This window comes from Kitasatospora sp. NPDC057198 (genome assembly GCF_042670125.1).
Classification (GTDB): domain Bacteria; phylum Actinomycetota; class Actinomycetes; order Streptomycetales; family Streptomycetaceae; genus Kitasatospora.
The window spans coordinates 32,892-52,810 of the sequence record NZ_JBHUWH010000007.1 but is presented as its reverse complement, the minus strand read 5'-3'; the positions used below and the strand labels follow the sequence as shown (position 1 = coordinate 52,810).

General features: G+C 71.5%; 16 protein-coding genes, 1 tRNA gene and 1 riboswitch. Of the genes, 11 read left to right on the top strand and 6 right to left on the bottom strand.

All coding sequences use genetic code 11. The features are described 5' to 3' along the window. Nucleotides 1-201: 201 nt before the first annotated feature. Nucleotides 202-534, bottom strand: a complete 333-nt coding sequence (locus ACFUEL_RS01920; protein WP_380233939.1) for a hypothetical protein — start codon at nt 532-534, stop codon at nt 202-204. Between the two features lie 484 nt (nt 535-1,018). Then, nucleotides 1,019-2,383, bottom strand: a complete 1,365-nt coding sequence (locus tag ACFUEL_RS01915; protein ID WP_380233938.1) for an FAD-binding oxidoreductase — start codon at nt 2,381-2,383, stop codon at nt 1,019-1,021. 105 nt (nt 2,384-2,488) lie between these two features. Here ACFUEL_RS01915 and ACFUEL_RS01910 point away from each other — a divergent pair, with 105 nt between their 5' ends. Together ACFUEL_RS01910 and ACFUEL_RS01905 are read left to right on the top strand one after the other, a co-directional pair. Continuing rightward, a complete protein-coding gene (locus ACFUEL_RS01910; RefSeq protein ID WP_380233937.1) occupies nt 2,489-2,710 on the top strand; it encodes a hypothetical protein in 222 nt (73 codons plus the stop codon). A 137-nt stretch (nt 2,711-2,847) separates the two neighbouring features. After that, nucleotides 2,848-3,786 (top strand): restriction endonuclease, encoded by a 939-nt coding sequence (locus ACFUEL_RS01905; RefSeq protein WP_380233935.1) that lies wholly within the window; start codon nt 2,848-2,850, stop codon nt 3,784-3,786. A gap of 53 nt (nt 3,787-3,839) precedes the next feature. Here ACFUEL_RS01905 and ACFUEL_RS01900 read toward each other — a convergent pair whose 3' ends face one another. Further along, nucleotides 3,840-4,733, bottom strand: coding sequence for a YDG/SRA domain-containing protein (locus ACFUEL_RS01900; protein WP_380233934.1), 894 nt, complete (start codon nt 4,731-4,733; stop codon nt 3,840-3,842). Nucleotides 4,734-5,593: 860 nt separating this feature from the next. On the opposite strand from ACFUEL_RS01900, the gene ACFUEL_RS01895 reads away from it, so the two are divergent. The 3 genes from ACFUEL_RS01895 to ACFUEL_RS01885 all read left to right on the top strand — a co-directional run bounded on the left by ACFUEL_RS01895 (nt 5,594) and on the right by ACFUEL_RS01885 (nt 8,726). Beyond that, nucleotides 5,594-6,067 carry a hypothetical protein gene (locus ACFUEL_RS01895; protein ID WP_380233933.1) on the top strand — a complete coding sequence of 158 codons (474 nt, stop codon included), beginning with the start codon at nt 5,594-5,596 and terminating at the stop codon, nt 6,065-6,067. Nucleotides 6,068-6,455: 388 nt separating this feature from the next. Then, nucleotides 6,456-8,207: an ATP-binding protein gene (locus ACFUEL_RS01890; protein ID WP_380233932.1), complete on the top strand. Its 1,752-nt coding sequence runs from the start codon at nt 6,456-6,458 to the stop codon at nt 8,205-8,207. A 156-nt stretch (nt 8,208-8,363) separates the two neighbouring features. Beyond that, nucleotides 8,364-8,726 carry a hypothetical protein gene (locus ACFUEL_RS01885; protein WP_380233931.1) on the top strand — a complete coding sequence of 121 codons (363 nt, stop codon included), beginning with the start codon at nt 8,364-8,366 and terminating at the stop codon, nt 8,724-8,726. A 155-nt stretch (nt 8,727-8,881) separates the two neighbouring features. On the opposite strand, the gene ACFUEL_RS01880 is transcribed toward ACFUEL_RS01885, so the two are convergent. Further along, nucleotides 8,882-8,967: transfer RNA gene (locus ACFUEL_RS01880), tRNA-Ser, on the bottom strand. A 70-nt stretch (nt 8,968-9,037) separates the two neighbouring features. Beyond that, a complete protein-coding gene (locus ACFUEL_RS01875; protein WP_380233930.1) occupies nt 9,038-10,780 on the bottom strand; it encodes a S1C family serine protease in 1,743 nt (580 codons plus the stop codon). Between the two features lie 242 nt (nt 10,781-11,022). After that, nucleotides 11,023-11,174: riboswitch (TPP riboswitch) on the top strand. Here ACFUEL_RS01875 and ACFUEL_RS01870 point away from each other — a divergent pair. From ACFUEL_RS01870 to ACFUEL_RS01855, 4 genes are all read left to right on the top strand, one after another. Beyond that, entirely contained in the window at nt 11,165-12,535 is a 1,371-nt protein-coding gene (locus ACFUEL_RS01870) for a purine-cytosine permease family protein (protein ID WP_380233929.1), read from the top strand. (Overlaps the previous riboswitch by 10 nt.) An 83-nt stretch (nt 12,536-12,618) precedes the next feature. Next, entirely contained in the window at nt 12,619-13,440 is an 822-nt protein-coding gene (locus ACFUEL_RS01865; protein ID WP_380233928.1) for a glycerophosphodiester phosphodiesterase, read from the top strand. A gap of 375 nt (nt 13,441-13,815) precedes the next feature. Further along, complete coding sequence (locus tag ACFUEL_RS01860; RefSeq protein WP_380233941.1) at nt 13,816-14,310, top strand: ATP-binding protein; 495 nt, start codon at nt 13,816-13,818, stop codon at nt 14,308-14,310. Between the two features lie 76 nt (nt 14,311-14,386). After that, nucleotides 14,387-15,364, top strand: coding sequence for a DUF5926 family protein (locus ACFUEL_RS01855; RefSeq protein ID WP_380233927.1), 978 nt, complete (start codon nt 14,387-14,389; stop codon nt 15,362-15,364). 208 nt (nt 15,365-15,572) lie between these two features. Here the strand turns inward: ACFUEL_RS01855 and ACFUEL_RS01850 are convergent, their stop codons facing one another. Beyond that, nucleotides 15,573-16,232 (bottom strand): bifunctional DNA primase/polymerase, encoded by a 660-nt coding sequence (locus tag ACFUEL_RS01850; RefSeq protein WP_380233926.1) that lies wholly within the window; start codon nt 16,230-16,232, stop codon nt 15,573-15,575. 446 nt (nt 16,233-16,678) lie between these two features. Here ACFUEL_RS01850 and ACFUEL_RS01845 point away from each other — a divergent pair, with 446 nt between their 5' ends. Together ACFUEL_RS01845 and ACFUEL_RS01840 are read left to right on the top strand one after the other, a co-directional pair. Continuing rightward, nucleotides 16,679-18,028 carry a PP2C family protein-serine/threonine phosphatase gene (locus ACFUEL_RS01845; RefSeq protein WP_380233924.1) on the top strand — a complete coding sequence of 450 codons (1,350 nt, stop codon included), beginning with the start codon at nt 16,679-16,681 and terminating at the stop codon, nt 18,026-18,028. A gap of 135 nt (nt 18,029-18,163) precedes the next feature. Further along, nucleotides 18,164-19,654: an aminopeptidase P family protein gene (locus ACFUEL_RS01840; protein ID WP_380233923.1), complete on the top strand. Its 1,491-nt coding sequence runs from the start codon at nt 18,164-18,166 to the stop codon at nt 19,652-19,654. Nucleotides 19,655-19,919 lie beyond the last annotated feature (265 nt).

The window sequence follows — 19,919 nt, the reverse complement described above, 5'->3', positions numbered from 1 at the left end:
CCCCCGAGGCGCTCCGATCGTCGTGCGTCGTCCTCCTGCGTCCTGCGTCGTTCTCGTGCGTCGTGCGTCGTGCGTCGTGCGTCGTTCGTCGTTCCTCGCGCCCCCGAGGCGGTGACCCTTTCCGTTCCCGGGTGCTCCGGCGGTCCGTGCTCCGTCCGGTCCGGCGCCCCCGCCGGTCCGTCCGCACCTCCCGCCGGGAGGTCAGTACGAGTAGACCGGCGCGAAGACGAGGTTGAAGTTCTTGTTGGACTGGTCCGCGTAGACGGTGCCCGAGTTGTCCTTCACTCCGAGGGTGTTGTTCTGGTTCGACGCACCGGCGCCGGTGGCCGTCTGCTGGGTGGAGTTGTAGTTGCCGTCGACCGACCCGAAGATGTTGCCGCTGCCGAAGTCCGAGACCACGCCGCTGTTCGAGCCGTGACCGGCAGCCGCACCGTTGTCGGCCGCCGCGGCACCCGCCCCGGCCAGCAGCAGGCCGGCGGCGAGCGGGACGGACGCGACCAGCGCGGCCAGACGTGTGGTGCGGAAGCGCGCCATGGGATTTCCTCCGTGGATTCTCACCGGGTATGACCAGATGGAAAAAGTGTTTCCGGAGTCCGTGGCCAGACGGGGCTCCGGGGCTGCGACGCCGAGGGACAGACTTCCGCAACAAATCGACAAAGCACCAGCACCACTGAGCCTTTTCCCCCATTAGCGTGACGCGGTGGCAGTGGCGCATAATCCCGGGCCGAACGGTTCGTCGACAGACACACCGCCCGCCAGCTGCCGTTTCGCCCGGACGGCGGCAGCGGGAGTCCCGTCCGGACGGGCGCGTGGGCGGGGATTTCCGGCGAGTCGTGCGAGCCCCGGGGTGCACGAACGGTCCGTCCACGCCCCGTCCTGGTGCGACGACCCCGCGAAGTCGATATTTCGCCATTTCGCGAAATCCTCATACCATCCGGATGACTTACTATGATGGTCGGTTGAACGGCGCGCGAATATACTGACCATCATCTTGTGATGATCGGCGGATTCCCCCGGTTCAGAGCATCTTCCCCGGGTTGAGGATCCCCAGCGGATCGAACGCCGCCTTGATCTGCCGCTGCAGCTCCAGCCCGACCGGGCCGAGCTCGCGGGCCAGCCACTCGCGCTTCAGCAGGCCGATGCCGTGCTCACCGGTCACCGTCCCGCCCAGCTCCAGGCCGAGCGCCATGATCTCGTCGAAGGAGCTCCGGGCCCGGGCCGTCTCGTCCTCGTCCCCGGCGTCGAAGATCACCACCGGGTGGGTGTTGCCGTCGCCCGCGTGCGAGACCACGCCGATGGTCAGCCGGTGCCGGTCGGCGATCTCCGCCACGCCGTTCAGCATCGCGGCCAGCGCGCTGCGCGGCACCGCCACGTCGTCGATCATCGTGGTGCCCAGCCGTTCCAGCGCGGGCAGCGACAGCCTCCGCGCCTGCAGCAGGAGTTCGGACTCCGCCCGGTCCTCGGCCGGCACCACCCCGGTGGCCCCGGCGGCGGTGCACAGCTCGCCGACCGCCGCCAGCCGCTCCCGCCGGTCCGGGCCGTCGAAGGCGACCAGCAGCAGCGCCCGGGTCGACTCCGGCAGCCCCATCCGGGCCATCCCGTTCACCGCCCGGACGGTGGTGGTGTCCATCAGCTCCATCAGCGAGGGCGTGTGCCCGGCCGACACCACCGCGCACACCGCCGCCCCCGCGGCGTCCACCGAGTCGAACTCCGCCGCCAGCACCAGCTGCGGCCCCGGTGCGGGCCGCAGGGCCAGCACCGCCTCGACGACCACGCCCAGCGTGCCCTCCGAACCGACCAGCAGCCGGGTCAGGTCGTACCCGGCCACGCCCTTCGCGGTGCGCCGCCCCGTCCGCAGCAGCCGCCCGTCGGCCAGCACCACGTCCAGCCCGAGCACGTACTCGGCGGTCACGCCGTACTTCACGCAGCACAGGCCGCCGGCGCCGGTGCCGATGTTGCCGCCGATGGTGCAGGACTCCCAGCTCGACGGGTCCGGCGGGTAGGCCAGCCCCAGGGCCTCGGCGGCGCGCGACAGTTCGGCGTTGACCACGCCCGGCTGCACCACGGCGATCCGGTCGACCGGGTCGAGGTGCAGGATCCGGTCCATCCGGGTCAGCGACAGCAGCACGCAGCCGTCCACCGCGTTCGCCCCGCCCGACAGGCCCGTCCGGGCGCCCTGCGGCACCACCGGCACCCGCAGCTCGGTCGCCGTCCGCATGACGAACCGCACCTGCTCGACCGTCTCCGGGAACACCAGCACCGCGGGCTCGCCCGCCGCGCAGAAACCGGCCATGTCCCGCGCGTACGCGGCCGTCACGTCCGGATCGACCGCGACCGCCCCGTCCGGCAGCCCCGCGCGCAGCCGTTCGACCAACCCACCCACGGCAACCTCCACTCGACTCGCCCGCACTCTCCTCCTGCCCGCCCGCCCGGACAACCACCCGCCGCCCCCTCCCGCGGTGTCGGTCCGCTCCGGCACCCTGGTCCCATGCGCGCACCCCGGATCCAGTGCCCCGACTGCGACCGCCCGGTCGCCCTCATGCCCACCCGCCGCACCGGCTACGGCGTCGTCCACGACCACAAGCGCGACCGCCGCTCCCTCACCCTCTGCACCGCCAGCATGCGCCAACTCCCCCTCGCCGAAGCCACCCTCTGGCAGGACGCCCTCCCCGGCCTGCCCGGCCCGGACGTCCCGCCCACCCTGTTCTGACCCCCGCCGCCGGCGCCTGCCCGGATTGAACGGTGGATCGGATGCCAAAATTCGGTATCCAATTCATATAGTGCATTTGTATGCTCATCCTGTCGGGTGAATGACTCGACGTACCCAACAACTTGGGGGACGAGCAGATGACCGAGCCGCAGAACACCACATGGAGCCTGGAGCCCGGCGACACCATCGAGCGCAAGCAGCTCCACACCCGTTTCGGCGGACGGACCCAGGGAGGCATCGGTCCGTCGGCGAAGACCCCGAACGTCATGATCTTCACCGACCCGGTCGCTGGGGAGAAGCACGGCTACTACGACGGCTGGATGCCCGACGGGCACTTCCACTACAGCGGTGAAGGACAGTACGGCGACCAGCGCATGCTCTCGGGGAACGCCAGCATCCTCAACCACAAGGTAGAAGGACGCGCACTGCGCGTCTTCAAGGGTGCCCGCGGCCTGGTCACCTACCTCGGTGAGTTCGAGATCGCCGCTGCCGACCCGTCCTACGAGGCGGACGCGCCGGAGACGAACGACGGACCGCTCCGGAAGGTCATCGTCTTCCGACTTCGCCCCGTCGACACTCGACCCCAAGCCCCGACATCACGCCTCGGCCGGCTGCTCGGGGCCACCGATAGCACCAACCCCGTACAGCGCCTCCCTCTGGAGCAGCAGCTAACGGAGAAGATGTTCGTTGACCCTAACCGTGAGGCGTATGAGGCGGAGCGGAAGGAGTCGAAGCTCGTCTCCGCCCTGGGCGACTACCTGCGGACCAAGAACCACCAAGTGGGACGGCACCAGATCATGCCAACCGGTGAGACTCGCCCTCTCTACACCGACGTGTACGTCGAAGCCCTGAACCTGCTAGTCGAAGCCAAGGGAAGCGTCACACGCGAGAACATCCGAATGGCGATCGGCCAACTCGCCGACTACTCGCGGTACCTCGGCACTCCCCGCAAGGCCATCCTGGTCCCCAGCCAACCCCGCACCGATCTGCTCGACCTGGCAGCCAGCCAGGGGTGTGCTGTCATCTGGCCTGACGGGAAGGGCTACCACAGCACCGATCCGACGATCACGCTCTGACCGTTCGGGGCCAGCCCTTCGCCGGGCCGGCCCCGAGCCTCGCACGAACCGGATCAACCGCCCCAGCGTTCGCGGTGGTTACGGACCCGCACGGGGTCGATGAGGTGCTGGGGATGAGTCCGCAGCTCGCCCACCAACTCGCCATGCTTGACGACGCCCAGTTCATCCGTGAGGACGATCGCGCCACCGTCGAACATCACGTGACAGGTCGGACAGAGGCAGAGCACGTTGTCCGTGGTGTCTGGACCGCCGTACGGACTGCCCAACGCTTGGATGTGGGCACCCTCGCTATATACGCCACCCGGCAGAACCACCACCAGGCCGCAGATCTGACAGGCACTCCCATGCCAGGACTTCACCTGCCGCACGACCGCCCCGCTGCGGACGGTCCGCTGCACCTCCGTCCGCGCCCGTGCGGGCGTTGCGTTTCCGGACGGTAGTGGGGCGGGAATGGTCATCGATACCGGCTGCACGTCCTGGTCAGGGGCTCCGGGTACGTCGACCTCCTGATCCGCTTCCAAGCGGAATTGCCAGATCCGGTGCCCGTCGGAACCGACCGTGCTGCCGTAACTCGCCACCCGGTACAACCCGTCGTAGCGGTACCCGCTGAGCGGCGCAAAGTGCGAGCCTCGGTGCGCCCCGCGCAGCACCCGAACGAGTTGACCCTCGAGGTGGCTGGTGACCAGTGCTGCGTTCCCGGGATCGTCCAAACTCTGGTCACTGACCTGGTTCTTCGCTGCATCCTGCCCGCCGTGCCCGGTGTAAACGATGACGTCGCCATAGTCCTGGTCGTCCTTGTACCCACCAGAGACCACGATCGACTCAGCACCACTACGCTTCGTCCCGCAGATCCCCGCCTGCAACGGACGGTGCACCCCTGCCTCGTGCGCCTCACGGCGCGAACTGAACTCCTGGCCGATCTCAACACCGGGAACCTCACCGATCACGAGCCGCCCCCTCTCATCCATGACTGACCTGACAGATGATCTCTGCCAGAGTCGAGGCGCGGGCCGACACCGCTGCGCGCTGCAACGCCCCCATCCCGATACAGGAGCCCATGCTGTCGTACGACTACGAAGCTTTCAAGAAGCACAGGCGGTCCGTTCGCTCTGGGAACGGCAACGGCCTCCCGACCGCATCGCTGCTGGTCGGGGGCCGTTACTGGACGGAGGGTGTGGAATTTGAACCCACAGTGACACGAGGCCACGATAATTTTCGAGAACGCCCGGACGGTGTTGCGCCGCACCCCTCTGAGCGGAGTGAGAGCGCCCCTGGGATGCAAGGAAGTAAACGCACGTTCCACATATGTCCCAAGGTCCCATAGCTGGTTCACCGGATCACGACTCTCCCGTCGGCGCCTGCGGCCTCTTCGTCCCGAAGCAGGCTTTCAAGCCCCGCTGGTCTCGGAGCAAGTTCAAAGCTGCAGGTCAGGGCCTCGGTCAACATTGGTCTCTACTGGCATCCTGGGGCTCTAACTCCAAGATCGTCTCCATGGTTTCTCCGGAGCACGCGCTGGCGACGCTGCGCCAGGTGGAGAAGGAAGCACCAGAGCGGCTCAAGTCGTGGAGGGCATCGATGCCGTACACACCCCGCAAGGCTGACACGCTCGGGACTCGGCGAGTCGCGGGTGCGCGCAACAACTAGCCACCCAGGCCGCCCTTCCGTATTGAGGGCAGCACGGCAGCAAGCGGGAAACCCTGGCAGGGGTAAACCGGCTCCAGGTACCCTTGAACCACAACTTCACACGCTCCACTACTTCAACCGCGTCCCACCGCATGGGGGCCGCAGTTAGACCAGGAGATACCAGATGCCGCTCACCGAGCAGGCGCAGCACGCTCTCATGCTGCTAACCCGTCGCGCCGACAACACGTGCGACCTTTTCATCCTCGACCGCGTAGACCGCGCGAAGGACGAGATCATTCGGCTGAACTCCAGCAGCCTGGCTCCGTTCCAGGTGCGCAGCGCCATGGCACATGCAGGCGCAGTGCTGCAGGAACGGCGCAAGCTCGTGCCGTCGATGCGGCTGAGCGAGCTGGAGCCGCAGGAGGAGCCCGGCGTGGAGGAGATGAGCTTCGCCACGGTCGACACCTGCTACTGGCTGCAGACCACGCCCTCACTCACCGAGTCCCAGCGTGCCCTGCTTCTGGAGATGGCCGCTGGTCTTGAGCCGGATGCCCTCGCGGCGCGGCGCGGTATCTCGCTGCCCCGCGTACGCGAGCAGATCTCCCGAGCACGGAAACTGGCCCGGACGGCATACGCCTCGGAGGTCGCTGCCGCATGATGCGCCCTCGCTCCTTCCGACTCGCCCCGTGGGTAGTTCGCGCCCTCATCCCGGAGGGCTACATCGGCGCCTACGTGCTCTACCGCCGCGGCGCGCCGCACTACATCGGTCGCAGCGACACATGCATACGGCGCCGACTTCTTCAGCACTGCGCTTCGTCTCGCGGCGAGTACTTCACGTATGACGTGCACACTTCCGCAGAGCAGGCGTTTACCGCCGAATGCAGCCTGTTTCACGCCATGCGCCCCCACCTGACCAACATCCTGCACCCGGACCGCCCCAACTACTCCCAGGTGATATGCCCGTTCTGTCCGGCAACCCTTCGGGCCGTACTGGAGCAGCGCCTGACCATCCCCGCCCCGAGAACCGCTCCCGCGGAAGGAACCCGATGAACACCACCCCGCTCTTCCAGCCCCCCGAGCCCGATAAGCCCTCGACTAGCCAGAAGCCCGTAGCCGACATCATCAAGGTCGACACCGCGCTTAAGTCGATGCGCGACTCCGGCTTCGACCTGACCGCGGCCATCGGCGAGCCCATCGACAACTCCATCGAGGCAGGCGCAAGCCAAATTCAGGTCATCACGACCTTCGGCCCCAACAAGACGAGCATCGACGAAATCGCCATCGTCGACAACGGCCGCGGCATCAAATCCGACATTCTCGCCCACGTCCTGTCCATGGGCTACAGCACCCGCTACGGACAGCGGGGCAGCCTCGGCCGCTTCGGCGTCGGCATGAAGCTGGCTGGCCTGAGCCTGGGCCGGCGCATCGAGGTTTACACCAAGCAGGTCAGCGACGGCACCATCCGCCATTGCTACCTCGACCTCGACGAGGTATCGACCGGCGAACAGACCCACATCCGGGCCCACGAGGTCGACGCCTGGCCCACGGCCTACGCCGACGCCATGGTCACCCCTGACGGGGCCCCGCTCGACTCCGGCACCCTAGTGATCTACGGCAAGATCGACCGCCTCACCTCGGGTGGCCACTACGCCACCAGTCTCAACGAGAAGCTCGCTGAACTGCGCAGCTTCATCGCCCGCACCTACCGCAAGTTCCTCGACCAGGGCCTGAGGATCAAGCTCAACACCACTGAGATCACGCTCCTTGACCCGCTGTTCCTCCTCGACAACCCGCGCATCGCCAAGAACTACCCCAAGGAGAACGTGCAGGGCGTTCTCATCGATGAGGCCGACATCCAGATCGCCGACGGTCACAGCATTCACGTCACCGTCACCATTGCCCCAGTCCAGTTCCGGTGGCGGGAGGGTGAGGGCGGTCTCAAGGACCGATACGGCCGGGATATCAAGAACGAATTCCAAATCTCCGACAGCGCCGGCAAGATCAGCATGGTTCGCAACAACCGGGAGATCAACTACGACATCGTGGCTCGACTGCTCCCCTCCGGAATCGACAAGGTCGACCGCTACATCGGCATCGAAGTCGCCTTCCCGGCCGAGCTGGACGAGTTCTTCCAGGTCCGCAACGTCAAACGCGGTGCGGTCCCCGTCGACAAGCTTCGCAACGACCTCAGGACCTGGTTGGAGCGTCCCGTCAAGCAGGCCCGCAAGTCGATCCGCGCCCACTGGGGCGAAGTCGCTACGCAGGAGCGCGCCGCTGCCCACCAGCACGCCGAGGCCACGGCCGCCGCGGCCCGCGCCGACAAAACCATGCTCCCGGGGCAGGCAGGCAAGCACCTCACCGAGAAGGACACCGAGCAGATCATCGAGGAGCTGATCGAGGACCTCGGAGTGGCCGATGACCAGGAACAGGCCGAGCAGGTCCGCGAGCAGGTGAAGGAGAAGCCCTTCACTCTGGTCGACGGCAACTGGCCAGGCAAGGAGATGTTCGAGATCGACCATCTCAACGGCAAGGCGATCGTCCGTCTCAACCACCGGCACCCGTTCATCCGCGATGTCTACGACAGGCTCAAGGCTGTCGCCGACGGCGGCGTCAACAGTACCGACGCAGAAGAGATGATCAAGCTCATTCGCAAGACTGAGACTGCACTCGACGTCCTGATCCTGGCTTATGCTAAGGCCGAGAATATGCACCTCAACCCTGACCAGTTCGACGATTTGCGCAGCTACTGGGGCCAGCACACCCAGGCATTCATGCGCGAGCTCTCCAGTGACGAGTAAATTCTGGTAATTCCCGACTGGGAAGAACTCTCCAGCTGTAGAACCGCTAGGCCCGGTCAGAGCACCTGACCGGGCCTCTGCACGTCAGCCGATTGGAGCGATGGACGGCCAACCAAGAAACTTTCCACGCGGCCGGTTCCCATCCCGCCGGTCCTGGTGCAGATGCTGGGGGAGCACATCGCGGAGTTCGGTGTCGCGCCGGACGGTCGGCTCTTCCGGGCGGCGCGGGGCGGCGTCGTGCTCACCAAGGAGACCGCGGAGGTGTGGAAGGCCGCACGGAAGTTGGTCCTGCCCCCCGAGCAGGTGGACAGCCCGTTCGCCGACGTCCCGTACTCGGCGCGGCACACCGCCGTGTCGGGGTGGCTGACCGCGGGCGTGGACAAGGCGGAGGTGGCGCGTCGGGCAGGGCACAGCATCGCCGTCCTGCTTCGGTTCTACGCGAAGGTCATCAACGACCGCGAGGACCACTCCAACGCCCTGATCGAGCGCTTCCTGAACGGCGACGACCTGGCCGAGTAGGCCCGCCGCCGGGCCCGAAAACGTTCCACCGGTGTTCCACACACAGGGTGGACCGGGCCGGGATACGGGGTGCACGAGGTGAGACAAGATGACGAAAGAGCGGGTGCCGACCGGAGTCGACACCCGCTCTCACCTGGCGGTTTCACCCACCTGCGCGGAGGGTGTGGGATTTGAACCCACGGTGGCGCGAAGCCACGACAGTTTTCAAGACTGGTCCCTTAGGCCGCTCGGGCAACCCTCCTAGGCGGAGGCCAGCCTAACGGGTCGGAGCGGCCCGGGGGCACACCGTTTCCGGGGTGGGAGGGGTGGGGTCAGTTGTCGCCCTTGCGTTCGCCGAGGGTGACGGTGGTCTTGGCGGCCTTGCCGTCGCGCTTGTACTCGACCTCGACCTTCTCGCCGGGCTTGTGCGTCCAGATCTCGCTGACCAGGGTCGGGCCGCTGTCGATGGCGATGCCGCCGAGCTTGGTGATGACGTCGCCGGCCTTGAGGCCGGCCTGGTCGGCGGGGCCGCCGGGGGTGACGGCGGGGGTGCCCTGGACGGCGGTGGTGGAGATCTGGGCGCCGTCGCCGTTGTAGTTGTCGTTGCGCAGGACGCCGAGGATGGCGTAGACGGGGGTGCCGTCCTTGATGAGGGTCTGGGCGACCCACTTGGCCTGGTTGATGGGGATGGCGAAGCCGAGGCCGATGGAGCCGGCCCGACCGGTGCCGCTGGTGTTGGACTGGATGGCCGAGTTGATGCCGATCACCGAGCCGGAGGCGTCGAGCAGCGGGCCGCCGGAGTTGCCCGGGTTGATCGAGGCGTCGGTCTGCAGGGCGTTCATGTAGGAAGCCTGCGCGCCGGTCTCGTCGCCGGAGGCCACCGGGCGGTCCTTGGCGGAGACGATGCCGGTGGTGACGGTGCCCTCCAGGCCGTAGGGGGCGCCGATGGCGATGGTGGCGTCGCCGATGGCGACCTTGTCGGAGTCGCCGAGCGGCAGCGGGACGAGCTTGTCGGTCGGCGGGTCGTCGAGGCGGACGACGGCGACGTCGTAGCCCTGGGCGCGGCCGACGACGGAGGCGCTGTAGGAGGAGCCGTCGGAGAACTTGACGGTGAGCTTGCCGCCGTTGGCGGCGGGGGCGACCACGTGGTTGTTGGTCAGGATGTGGCCCTCGGTGTCGAAGACGAAACCGGTGCCGGTGCCGGACTCGCTGGAGCCCTCGGCCTTGATGGTGACGGTGGACGGCAGCGCCTTGGCGGCGATCCCGGCGACGGACTCGGGGGCCCGGTCGAGGTTCTGGTGGGTGTTGCCGACCGTGACGGTGGTGCTGCTGTGGCTGGCGCCGCTGCTGCCGCCGTTCCGGTCGTTGTTGGTGACGGAGGCGCCGATCGCGCCGCCGGCCAGGCCGGCCACCAGGGCGACGGCCGCGACCAGGGCGACCAGCGAGCCGCGCTTGCGCTTGCCGGGGCCGCCGGGGCCGCCCTGCGGCGTGCCCCAGGGGGTGCCGGGGCCGCCGGGGCCGCCGCCGCCCGGGAGGTCGCCGCCGGAGGGGTGGCCCCAGCCGCCGACCGGCTGGCCGGCGCCGAACGGGTGGTGCGGCTGCTGCGGGGCGGCCGGGTCGCCGGGGGCGGCCGGGCCCTCCTGGAGGACGGGCGCGGGCAGGGCGCTCAGCGCGGTCTCGGTCACGACCGGGGCGGGCGCCGGGGCGGGCGCGGCGGCCTGGTCCGGGCGGGCGAACGGGCTGACCGGCTCGGCGGCCGAGCCGTACGGGTTCTGGAACGGCGGCGGCGCGTCCAGCGGAGCCGGGGCGGCGGGCGCGGCGGGCGCGGCCTCGGCGGGCACCTTGCCGAGCTGGATGGTCCGGTCCGCCGCGGGCACCTCAGGGGCCGGGGCCTGGGCCGGGGCCGGGGGCAGCACCGGCGGCGGTGCGTCCAGGTAGGCCGGGGCGGCCGGGGCGGCCGGGGCGGCCGGGACGGGCGCGGCGGGCGTACCGGAGCCGGCGGCCACCGCCTCGGTGCCGGCGGGCTCGGGGGCCTTCTCCGGCGGGGTGGTACCACTCGCGTGCTCGGTGCTCACGGACGACCTCCATCGCTGAACAGAACCTTCGGCCGCGAACCGCGGCGCCGGGGTCACGGTCCACAACCTCGGGGCACAGTTTTTCCTATACCGGATTCGGACACCGTAAGCGGGCCCCTGAAGAAATCATGAGAAGCCTTAGGCCGCTCTGACATGCACATCAGCGGTCCCGCCATGCGGACGGAGCGCCCCCGGTCTTGGCGTTCCCCCCGCCGGGGGCTAGCCTGTCGCTCCTGTAAACCGAAGAACGTCGCGGGAGCTTGGACCAGCCAGGCTGAGAGTGCGCCGGTTCGACCGTAGGGCATGGCGGTGACGCCACCACGGCCGAGGGGGCGCTGACCGCCGGAACCTGTCCGGATAATGCCGGCGTAGGGAGTATCGGCCATGACGGCTGTTCCGTCTGCCCAGATTTCCGATCTTGCCCCCGGGGCCCGCCCCGAGGCTCCGCTGACCCTCGACACCGCCCCGCCGCGCACCCTGGACTTCCGGGCGCTGTTCGCGCTCTGGGCCAACCTCGGGGTGAGCCTGATCGGCTTCACCAGCGCCGCGACGGTGCTCGGGAAGCCGGGCCACGAGCTGGGCTTCGCGGCCGCCGTGACGGCGGTGGTCGCGGGCACCGCGATCGGCACCGCGATGCTGGCGGTGGCGGCCCTGGTGGGCGCCCGGACCGGCGCGCCGGCGATGGCGGTGCTGCGCGGCCTGTTCGGCACCCGGCTGTCGTACGTGCCGACGGTGCTGAACATCGTGCAGTGCGTCGGCTGGGGCGTGTACGAGCTGACGGTGGTGGCCTGGGGCGCGCAGACGGTGTCCGGCACCGAGGGCTGGCGCTGGCTGTTCGTGCTGCTGGCGGGCGCGCTGACCACGGTGCTGACGATCTGGCCGCTGGGCGCGATCGCGGTGCTGCGCAAGTACGTGGCGGTCGCGGTGGGCGTCGCGATGGTGTACTTCACGGTGCAGTTCGCCCGGCAGGGCGTCCCGGACCCGGGCGCGGGCAACTGGCACGGCTTCCTGGGCGCGACGGACGCGGTGATCGCGGTGTCGGTGTCCTTCGTGCCGCTGGCCGCGGACTACACCCGGCACGCGCGCAGCTCCTCGAAGGCGTTCTGGGCGACGTTCTCCGGCTACACGGTGGCCCAGGTGTGGTGCTACGTGCTGGGCATCGTCGCGCTGCTGCAGTCGGGCGGCGACGAGAGCCGGATCTTCGAGTCGTTCACCGGCGTGGCGGCGGGCTGGGCGTTCCTGCTGGTGCTGGTGCTGCGGGAGACCGACCAGTCGTTCGCGAACGTGTACTCGACGGCGATGTCGGTCCACAACCTGTGGCCGCGGGTGGACCGCCGGGTGCTGACCGGGGCGATCGGCGTGCTGGTGACGGTGCTGGCGCTGCGGATCAAGGAGTTCACCGACTCGTACTACGGGTTCCTGGGCCTGATCGGCTCGGTGTTCGTGCCGCTGTTCGCGGTGCTGGCGGCGGACTACTTCCTGGGCGCGGGGCGGCGCGGCTGGAACCTGGGGCAGGACGCCCCGGCGCGCTGGGTGATGCTGCTGCCGTGGGCGGTGGGCTTCGCGGTGTACCAGCTGCTCGCCCCGTCCGCGATCGGCGGCTGGTGGACCGGGTTCTGGGAGGGCGTGCAGCGGGCGGTGCACTTCACCCCGCGGGCGTGGTCCTCGGCCTCGCTGTTCTCGTTCCTGGTGGCGGCGCTGGCCACCCTCGCGGTGACGGCGCTGGAGCGGCCGAAGGACGCCGCCCGCTCCTGAGCGGGCGGCCCGGAGCGGCTGTTCACCCGCCCGCCACCGTGCCGGGGGCCGGCGGCCACCGGGCGCCGCGTACCGTGGTCGGCGTGGACACCCAGCACAGCGCGGCCGGTTCGCCCGCCGCCCGGACGGACCGCGTCGACCGCTCGGCGGTCAAGGTGATCGCCCACCGGGGTTCCTCGGCGGCGCTCCCGGAGCACACCGAGGAGGCGTACCGGCGGGCGCTGGAGGAGGGCGCGGACGGGCTGGAGTGCGACGTCCGGCTCACCGCCGACGGGCAGCTGGTGTGCGTGCACGACCGCACGGTGGAGCGGACCTCGGACGGGCGGGGCACGGTGTCGGCGATGACGCTGGCTCAGCTCTCGGCGCTGGACTTCGGTTCGTGGAAGCACCCCGGGGAGCCGCGGCGCAGCTCGGTGCTCACCTTCGAGCGGCTGCTGGAGCTGGTGGCGGACGCCGGGCGGCGGGTGGAGCTGGCGGTGGAGACCAAGCACCCGGTGCGGTACGCGGGCCGGGTGGAGGGCGAACTGCTGCGGGTGCTGGGCCGGTTCGGGCTGCTGCCGGCCGCGCCGGAGGAGTCGGCGGTGCGGGTGATGAGCTTCTCGGAGCTGGCCCTGCACCGGGTGCGGCGGGCCGCCCCGGCACTGCCCCGGGTGTACCTGTGGGAGCGCCGGCTGCCGGTGCTGGGCCGGACCAGGTCGCTGCCGGGCGGGGCGTCGATCGCCGGTCCGGGCATCGAGCTGGTGCGGCGCGACCCCGGTCTGGTGACGGCGCTGCGCCGGGCCGGGCACCGGGTGCACGTGTGGACGGTGGACCGGCCGGAGGACGTCGAACTCTGCCTGGAGCTCGGCGTGGAGGCGCTGATCACCAACCGCCCGGCTGAGGTGCTGGCCCGACTCGGCCGCTGAGGTGCCGGCCCGGCTCGGCCGCCGAAGTGCCGGCCCGACTCGGCCGCCGAGGTGCCGGCCCGACTCGGCCGCCGAGCGCGCGGTCCCGCGACGGGTGGCGGTCGGCGGACGGCGCCCGGCCGCGCCGCCCGGCGGGTGGCACCCGGGGCCCAATCGCGTGACAGAAATACCGAACGGGGTATTTCCGGGCGGTGTTTCCCGCCGATCGGCGCCGCTGAACGTGAGGCGCCCCTCACCTTTTGCCCGCGGCCCGCGCGGATGTCGCCGCGGATGTCGTTAATGCCGCCATCGGATCGTCGAACGTCCGTTTCCGACGCATTACCGGCGGGCATCCATCCCTCGGCAGAAGCTGAAGGAGGTCCGGGGGTGGCGTTGATGGTGGCGCGAGCTGTGCCAGTTCAGGCCGGGTCGACCTCATCGGCCATGGCGGTTCCGCACGGGCCGGCCAGTGTTTCGACCGCGCGGCGCAGGCTGCGCAGCGATCTCGGTGACCGGTCGATACCGGAAGCGGTGATTGACGACGCGGTGTTGATCCTCTCCGAACTGCTCAGCAATTCCTGTCGCCACGCTAGACCGCTGGAGTACGACGACGCCGCGGTCGGCCAGGAGGCCGAGGGCGGCACGGTGCTGGTGGGCTGGCAGATGCGCGGCGACGGCCTGCTGACCCTCGAGGTGACGGACGGCGGGGCGGCGACCCGGCCGGTTCCGGCCAGTCCGTCGGTGACGGCGCACGGCGGCCGGGGCCTGAGCATCGTGGGCAAGCTGGCCCGGGACTGGGGCGTGCGGCACGCACCCGGTCAGGTGACGGTGTGGGCGCAGCTCCCGGCGTCCGGGCAGGTCGCGGGCGGCGGGCGGCGGCGCAGCGCCTGAGCGGGGCCCGGGTGGGGCCGCGCGGGCGAAGTAGGCTGCCCGGTGCAACGTCCGACGTCTCCGGGAGAGCCGCACCATGGCCAAGAAGGCCGCGAAGAAGCAGCCCAGCCAGTCCACCGCCGTCGAGGGCGAGGTCCCGGTCGTCGGGGCGCGCGAGGCGTGCCCGTGCGGTTCGGGCCGCCGGTACAAGGCGTGCCACGGCCGTCAGGCGGCCCACGCGGTGCAGGAGTTGGTGCACCGCCCGTTCGAGGGCCTGCCGGGCGAGGCCGACTGGGTGGCCCTGCGCGAGCTGGTCCCGGCGGCCACGGTGCCGCTGGTGCTGGCCGCCGGGGTGGCGGACGGGGCCGTGGGCGAGGTCCCGTCGGTGACGCTGGCGACGGTGCTGCCGCTGGCCTGGCCGGCCCTGCGCCGCCCGGACGGGTCGATCCTGCTGGGCCTGCAGACGCAGTCCTCCTCGGGCGACCTGAGCCGCGACCTGGCGGACGCGCTGGAGCTGGCGCTGGCCACCGAGCCGGGCACCCCGGTGCCGGCCCGCCGGACCAACCCGGGCGGCCGCCGGCTGCAGGAACTGCTGGACACCTCGGCCGCGTTCGAGCCCGAGGTGCACACCGGCTTCGAGTTCTGGCTGGAGGACGCCGAGTCGGCGACCGGGGAGGTGGCGGCCTCGCTGGAGCGGGCCAACGCCTCGGCGATCCCGACCGAGAAGCTGGCCGGGGTGGACTCCGCGTACTGGTGCGGCACCCCGGACAAGAACCACCTGCGCTGGGTGATGACCGTGCCCGAGGAGCAGCTGCTGGACGCGCTGGCCCGGCTGTCGGCGGCCGGTGACAGCTCGCTGGGCGAGGGCACCAAGCTGGTGGGCTCGTTCCGGGCGCACGGCCTGACCGTCCCGGTGTGGGACCTGCCGGTGGAGATGACCGCCGCCGAGGTGGAGAAGCCGGCCGTGGAGTTCGCCGCGAAGCTGGCCGAGGTGCTGGCCGCGCCCGCGCCGCTGACCGCCGAGGAACGCCGGGCGCGGGCCAACCTGGTGAGCCGTCAGGTCACTCTGAACTGACCGCGATCGCCCGCCGGGCGGTCCGGGCCGTATTTCCGGCTCCGTCAAAGCCCTTTCCACGTGGACAAATTGGCGCGGAGCCGGATCTTTGTTACTGTTTGAAAGGTCCGACCGCTGGTGCATCCCCCGTCGCCAGCGGTCGGACTTTTTCGCGCTCCGGGCCGGGGGACCCGCCCGCTGCCCCCGGTGCCCCCGGTGTCCCGGTGCCTCAGCGCTGCGGCAGCGCGACCGCGCTGGCCGTGATCAGCCCGCCCAGCAGCGTCCCGACCTCCGGCAGCCACGGCCGCCCCGGCCCCGGCCGGCGCACCCAGTGCACCGGGCCCGCCCCCGTCCGGGACGGCGGCAGCACCAGGTAGCCGCCCGGCCCGTGGTAGCGCAGCACGCCCGGCACCCACGGCCGCTCGGCCAGCTGCCCGCCCAGCTCGGCCAGCGTGTACGGCGCGGTCAGCAGCACGAACCGGCCCGGCGTGCCGAGCACCGGGCCGCACGGGACGCCGATCTCGTCCAGGTGCCGCAGCAGCCACGGCCCGGCCGGGCGGGGCAGGCTCACCGCGCCCAGCGCCCGCCCGGTCGCCACCAGCACCGGGGCGCCCGGCGCGCGCCGCTCCCACCACCAGCGCACCATCCGCGGGTCGGTGGTGGCCGCCTCCAGCGGCGGGTCGTGCGGGTGCCCGCCGGGCATCGCGCAGGCGCGGTCGCCGCAGGAGCACGGCCCCGGCGCCCCGCGCAGCGCCCGGGCCCCCGGCACCACCGGCCAGCCGCTCCCGGCGGCCCCCAGTGCGGCGGTCAGCGCCAGCACGCGGCTGCGGCGGCCCGGCCACCACCGGCCGGCGCGCTCGGACAGCTGCTCTCGGCGGGGTGGGCGCATGGCGGCTCGTTCCTTTCCGCGTTCGCATCGGGGCGCACGGCACGGTCGGTGCGATCGTCTGATCGGTCGGACGGCGTGGTCGGGGTGGCGGGCGGTGCGTGTGCGTCTCGGCTACCCGCCGCTGGAACGAGAATCCCCCATACGCCCGGATGGACGCGGCCGCCGGGCCCCCGGTTCCACCGTACGAGTGAGCGCGCTCCGCCCCGGGTGGCGTCCCGGCGGGCCGCACGTACGATCCCTGGCACGTTCGGCCGCCGCACTCCTGGACATGCCCCGATCGGCCTGTGTACAAGTGGGAGAAACATGCCGAGTAGTGAGTAAAGACATCGTTTCGGTCGGTCTCGGTGGTCTTGCGTGACACGTTCCGGATTGTGGGGAGTTGCGACATGACCGACGTCCACCCGTCGACGTCCACGGCGCCTACGGCCACGGCATCCTCGGCCCCGGTGCCCGCGGACACCGCGCTGCCGCCCGGACCGCTGCCGTTCCTGGGCGAGGCGCCCGCCGCCGACCTGCAGGACCGTTTGGCCGGATGGCTGTCCGATTTCACCAGCCTGCAGGAGCACCTGGAGCTGCTCGCCCGGGCCGACGGCCTGGCCGGCACCCTGGACGCGCTGCTGGACTCCGGCGCGGCCCTGCTCGGCGCCCGCCGCGGCCTGGTGGTGACGCTGCCGCCCGGCCCCGACCGGCAGCCGGCGCGCCCGGTCGGGCTCGGCCTGGACCGGGCGATGCTCGGCACGCTGGAGACCGTCCCGGTCGAGCACGGCCCGTTCGCCGGGCTGCTCGGCCGCCCCGGTCCGGAGGGCCGGCTGCTGATCGCCGACCTGGCCGCCGACCCGGCCGTCGGCCCGCGCTTCCGCGAGGTCGCCGGGCAGCTCGGCCTCGGCGCCTGCTACGCGCTGCCGCTGACCGCCGTCGACGGGCGGCCGCTCGGCGCCGCCGCCTGGTTCTACGACGAGCCCGGCAGCCCCGACGAGCGCCGCGAGCAGCTGGTGCGCCGCTACTGCGAGTTCGCCGCCCCGCTGCTGGACCGCCAGCTGGAGGCGGACCGGGCGGTGCGCGCCACCGAGGCGCTGCGCCGCTCGCTGCTGCCCGACCACCTGCCCGCCCGCACCGGGCTGAAGGTCGCCGCCCGCTGCGTGCCCGCCGCGCTGGAGCGGGCCGCCGGGAGCGACTGGTACGACGCGATCGCGCTGCCCGACGACACCCTGGGCCTGACGGTGGGCAGCGTGCTCGGCGGCGGCCCGGGGGCCGGGCCGGGCGCGGGGGTGGGCGCCGCCGCCGCGATGGGCCGGGTGCGGGCCGCGCTGCGGGCCTACGCGGTGCTGGAGGGCGAGGACCCGGTCTCGGTGCTCGGCGACCTCGAACTGCTGCTGAAGACCACCGAGCCGACCCGCTCCGCCACCGCCGTCTACGCCTGCGTCGACCCGGCCGAGCGGCGGATCGCGCTGGCCGGGGCGGCCAACTGCCCGCCGGTGCTGCTCACCCGCTACGGCGCCAACTTCGTGGAGACCTCGCTGTCCGCGCCGCTGGGCATGCTGAGCTGCTGGGAGGCGCCCGGGGTGGAGCTCACCGCGGAGCGCGGCGACGTGCTGGTGCTGTACACCGAGGGCCTGGCCCGCCGCTTCGCCCCGAACCTGCACGCCGGGCAGAGCGCGCTGCGCCGGGCCGCCGCCGACGCCCCGCGGGACGTCCGGATCGACCCGGACCGGCTCTGCGCCCACCTGCTGGAGCGGGCCGGCGGCGGCGAGCCGGGCGTGGACGACCTGGTGCTGCTGGCCGTCCGCTTCGAGTAGGCGGACCCCCGCGCCCCGGACACCGGACGCCCTTCCTCCGTTCGAACGGCCCTACGTACCATGGGGGCGACATCCGCCCGCACGCCCCGCGATCCGGGGACGGGCGGGCGGCAGCGCGCGCGAGGAGGCGACGTAGTGACCGAGGACCGCAGCCCGGCGGTGTCCGAGAACCCCGAGGGTTCCGCCGAGGGCGAGGAGGAGAAGCCGGTCAAGAGCCGCAAGAACGGCCTGTACGACGGCGTCTCCGACGAACTCGCCGCGTCCATGCGCACCGGCTGGGCCGACACCGAACTGCGCGGCCTGGCCCCCGACGTCCAGGCCCCGTACGCGGCCGCGCGCCGCGCGGAGCTGTCCGCCGCGTTCCCCGGCGAGCGCCTGGTCGTCCCGGCGGGCAACCTGCGCACCCGGGCCAACGACACCGAGTACGCGTTCCGCGCCGCCAGCGAGTACGTCCACCTGACCGGCAACCGCACCGAGGACGCCGTCCTGGTCGGCGAGCCGGTCGACGGCGGCCACGAGTTCGCGCTGTACCTGCTGCCGCGCTCCGACCGGGAGAACGGCGAGTTCTGGCTGAGCGGCCAGGGCGAGCTGTGGGTCGGCCGCCGGCACTCGCTGACCGAGTCCGAGCAGCTGTACGGCCTGCCGGTGCGCGACGTGCGCAAGGCCGCCGAGGAGCTGGCCGCCACCGCCGTCCCGACCCGGATCGTCCGCGGCTACGACGCCGCGCTGGAGGCCGCGCTGGCCGAGCAGCTCGACGCGGAGAAGGACGACGAGCTGCGGGTGTTCCTGTCCGGCCTGCGCCGGGTCAAGGACGAGTGGGAGATCGGCGAGCTGCGGGCCGCCTGCGACGCCACCGTGCTCGGCTTCACCGACGTGGTGCGCGAGCTGGACCGGGCCGTCGCCACCTCCGAGCGCTGGATCGAGGGCACCTTCTGGCGCCGCGCCCGGGTCGAGGGCAACGACGTCGGCTACGGCACGATCGCCGCGGCCGGCCCGCACGCCACCACCCTGCACTGGGTGCGCAACGACGGCGACGTGCGCCCCGGCGAACTGCTGCTGCTGGACGCGGGCGTGGAGACCCACACCCTCTACACCGCCGACGTCACCCGCACCCTGCCGGTCAACGGCCGCTTCACCCCGCTGCAGCGCAAGATCTACGACGCGGTGTACGACGCCCAGGAGGCCGGCATCGCCGCGGTGCGGCCGGGCGCGAAGTTCCGCGACTTCCACGACGCCGCGCAGCGGGTGCTCGCCGCCCGCCTGCTGGAGTGGGGCCTGATCGACTCCTCGGTCCACGACCTGGAGAAGGTCCTGGAGCTCGGCCTGCAGCGCCGCTGGACCCTGCACGGCACCGGCCACATGCTCGGCCTCGACGTGCACGACTGCGCGCACGCCCGCCGCGAGGAGTACGTGGACGCGGAGCTGGAGCCGGGCGTGGTGCTGACCGTCGAGCCCGGCCTGTACTTCCAGGCCGACGACCTGACCGTCCCCGAGGAGTACCGCGGCATCGGCGTGCGGATCGAGGACGACATCCTGGTCACCGCCGACGGCAACGAGAACCTCTCCGCGGGCCTGCCCCGGCAGGCCGACGAGGTCGAGTCCTGGATGGCCTCGCTGACCTCCTGACCCGGCGGAACACCGTCCGGGCCGGGGCCGGCCGCGCTCAGTGGCGCCGGCCCCAGCCCGAACGGGCCGAACGGGCCAGGGCGTTCTTCTCATCGCGGACACGGATCGGCACGGGCATCGGCACGGGCATCGGACGCTCTCCGGACGTGGTGGCGGACGGGTACGGGGAGTGGCCGCGCCGACCCCCCGAGTGATGACTCCCCATCCTCCCGGGAGGTTGCCTCCGGGTTCCAAGGATTTTCCGGCCGCCCGGACCGCTGGCTAC

What these genes read in the sequence shown, in the direction of transcription:
- ACFUEL_RS01905 (WP_380233935.1), top strand. Translation starts at nt 2,848, where the DNA reads ATGACCGAGCCGCAGAACACCACATGGAGCCTGGAGCCCGGCGACACC.
- ACFUEL_RS01890 (WP_380233932.1), top strand. Translation starts at nt 6,456, where the DNA reads ATGAACACCACCCCGCTCTTCCAGCCCCCCGAGCCCGATAAGCCCTCG.
- ACFUEL_RS01910 (WP_380233937.1), top strand. Translation starts at nt 2,489, where the DNA reads ATGCGCGCACCCCGGATCCAGTGCCCCGACTGCGACCGCCCGGTCGCC.
- ACFUEL_RS01855 (WP_380233927.1), top strand. Translation starts at nt 14,387, where the DNA reads ATGGCCAAGAAGGCCGCGAAGAAGCAGCCCAGCCAGTCCACCGCCGTC.
- ACFUEL_RS01870 (WP_380233929.1), top strand. Translation starts at nt 11,165, where the DNA reads ATGACGGCTGTTCCGTCTGCCCAGATTTCCGATCTTGCCCCCGGGGCC.
- ACFUEL_RS01850 (WP_380233926.1), bottom strand. Translation starts at nt 16,232, where the DNA reads ATGCGCCCACCCCGCCGAGAGCAGCTGTCCGAGCGCGCCGGCCGGTGG.
- ACFUEL_RS01920 (WP_380233939.1), bottom strand. Translation starts at nt 534, where the DNA reads ATGGCGCGCTTCCGCACCACACGTCTGGCCGCGCTGGTCGCGTCCGTC.
- ACFUEL_RS01895 (WP_380233933.1), top strand. Translation starts at nt 5,594, where the DNA reads ATGCCGCTCACCGAGCAGGCGCAGCACGCTCTCATGCTGCTAACCCGT.
- ACFUEL_RS01860 (WP_380233941.1), top strand. Translation starts at nt 13,816, where the DNA reads ATGGTGGCGCGAGCTGTGCCAGTTCAGGCCGGGTCGACCTCATCGGCC.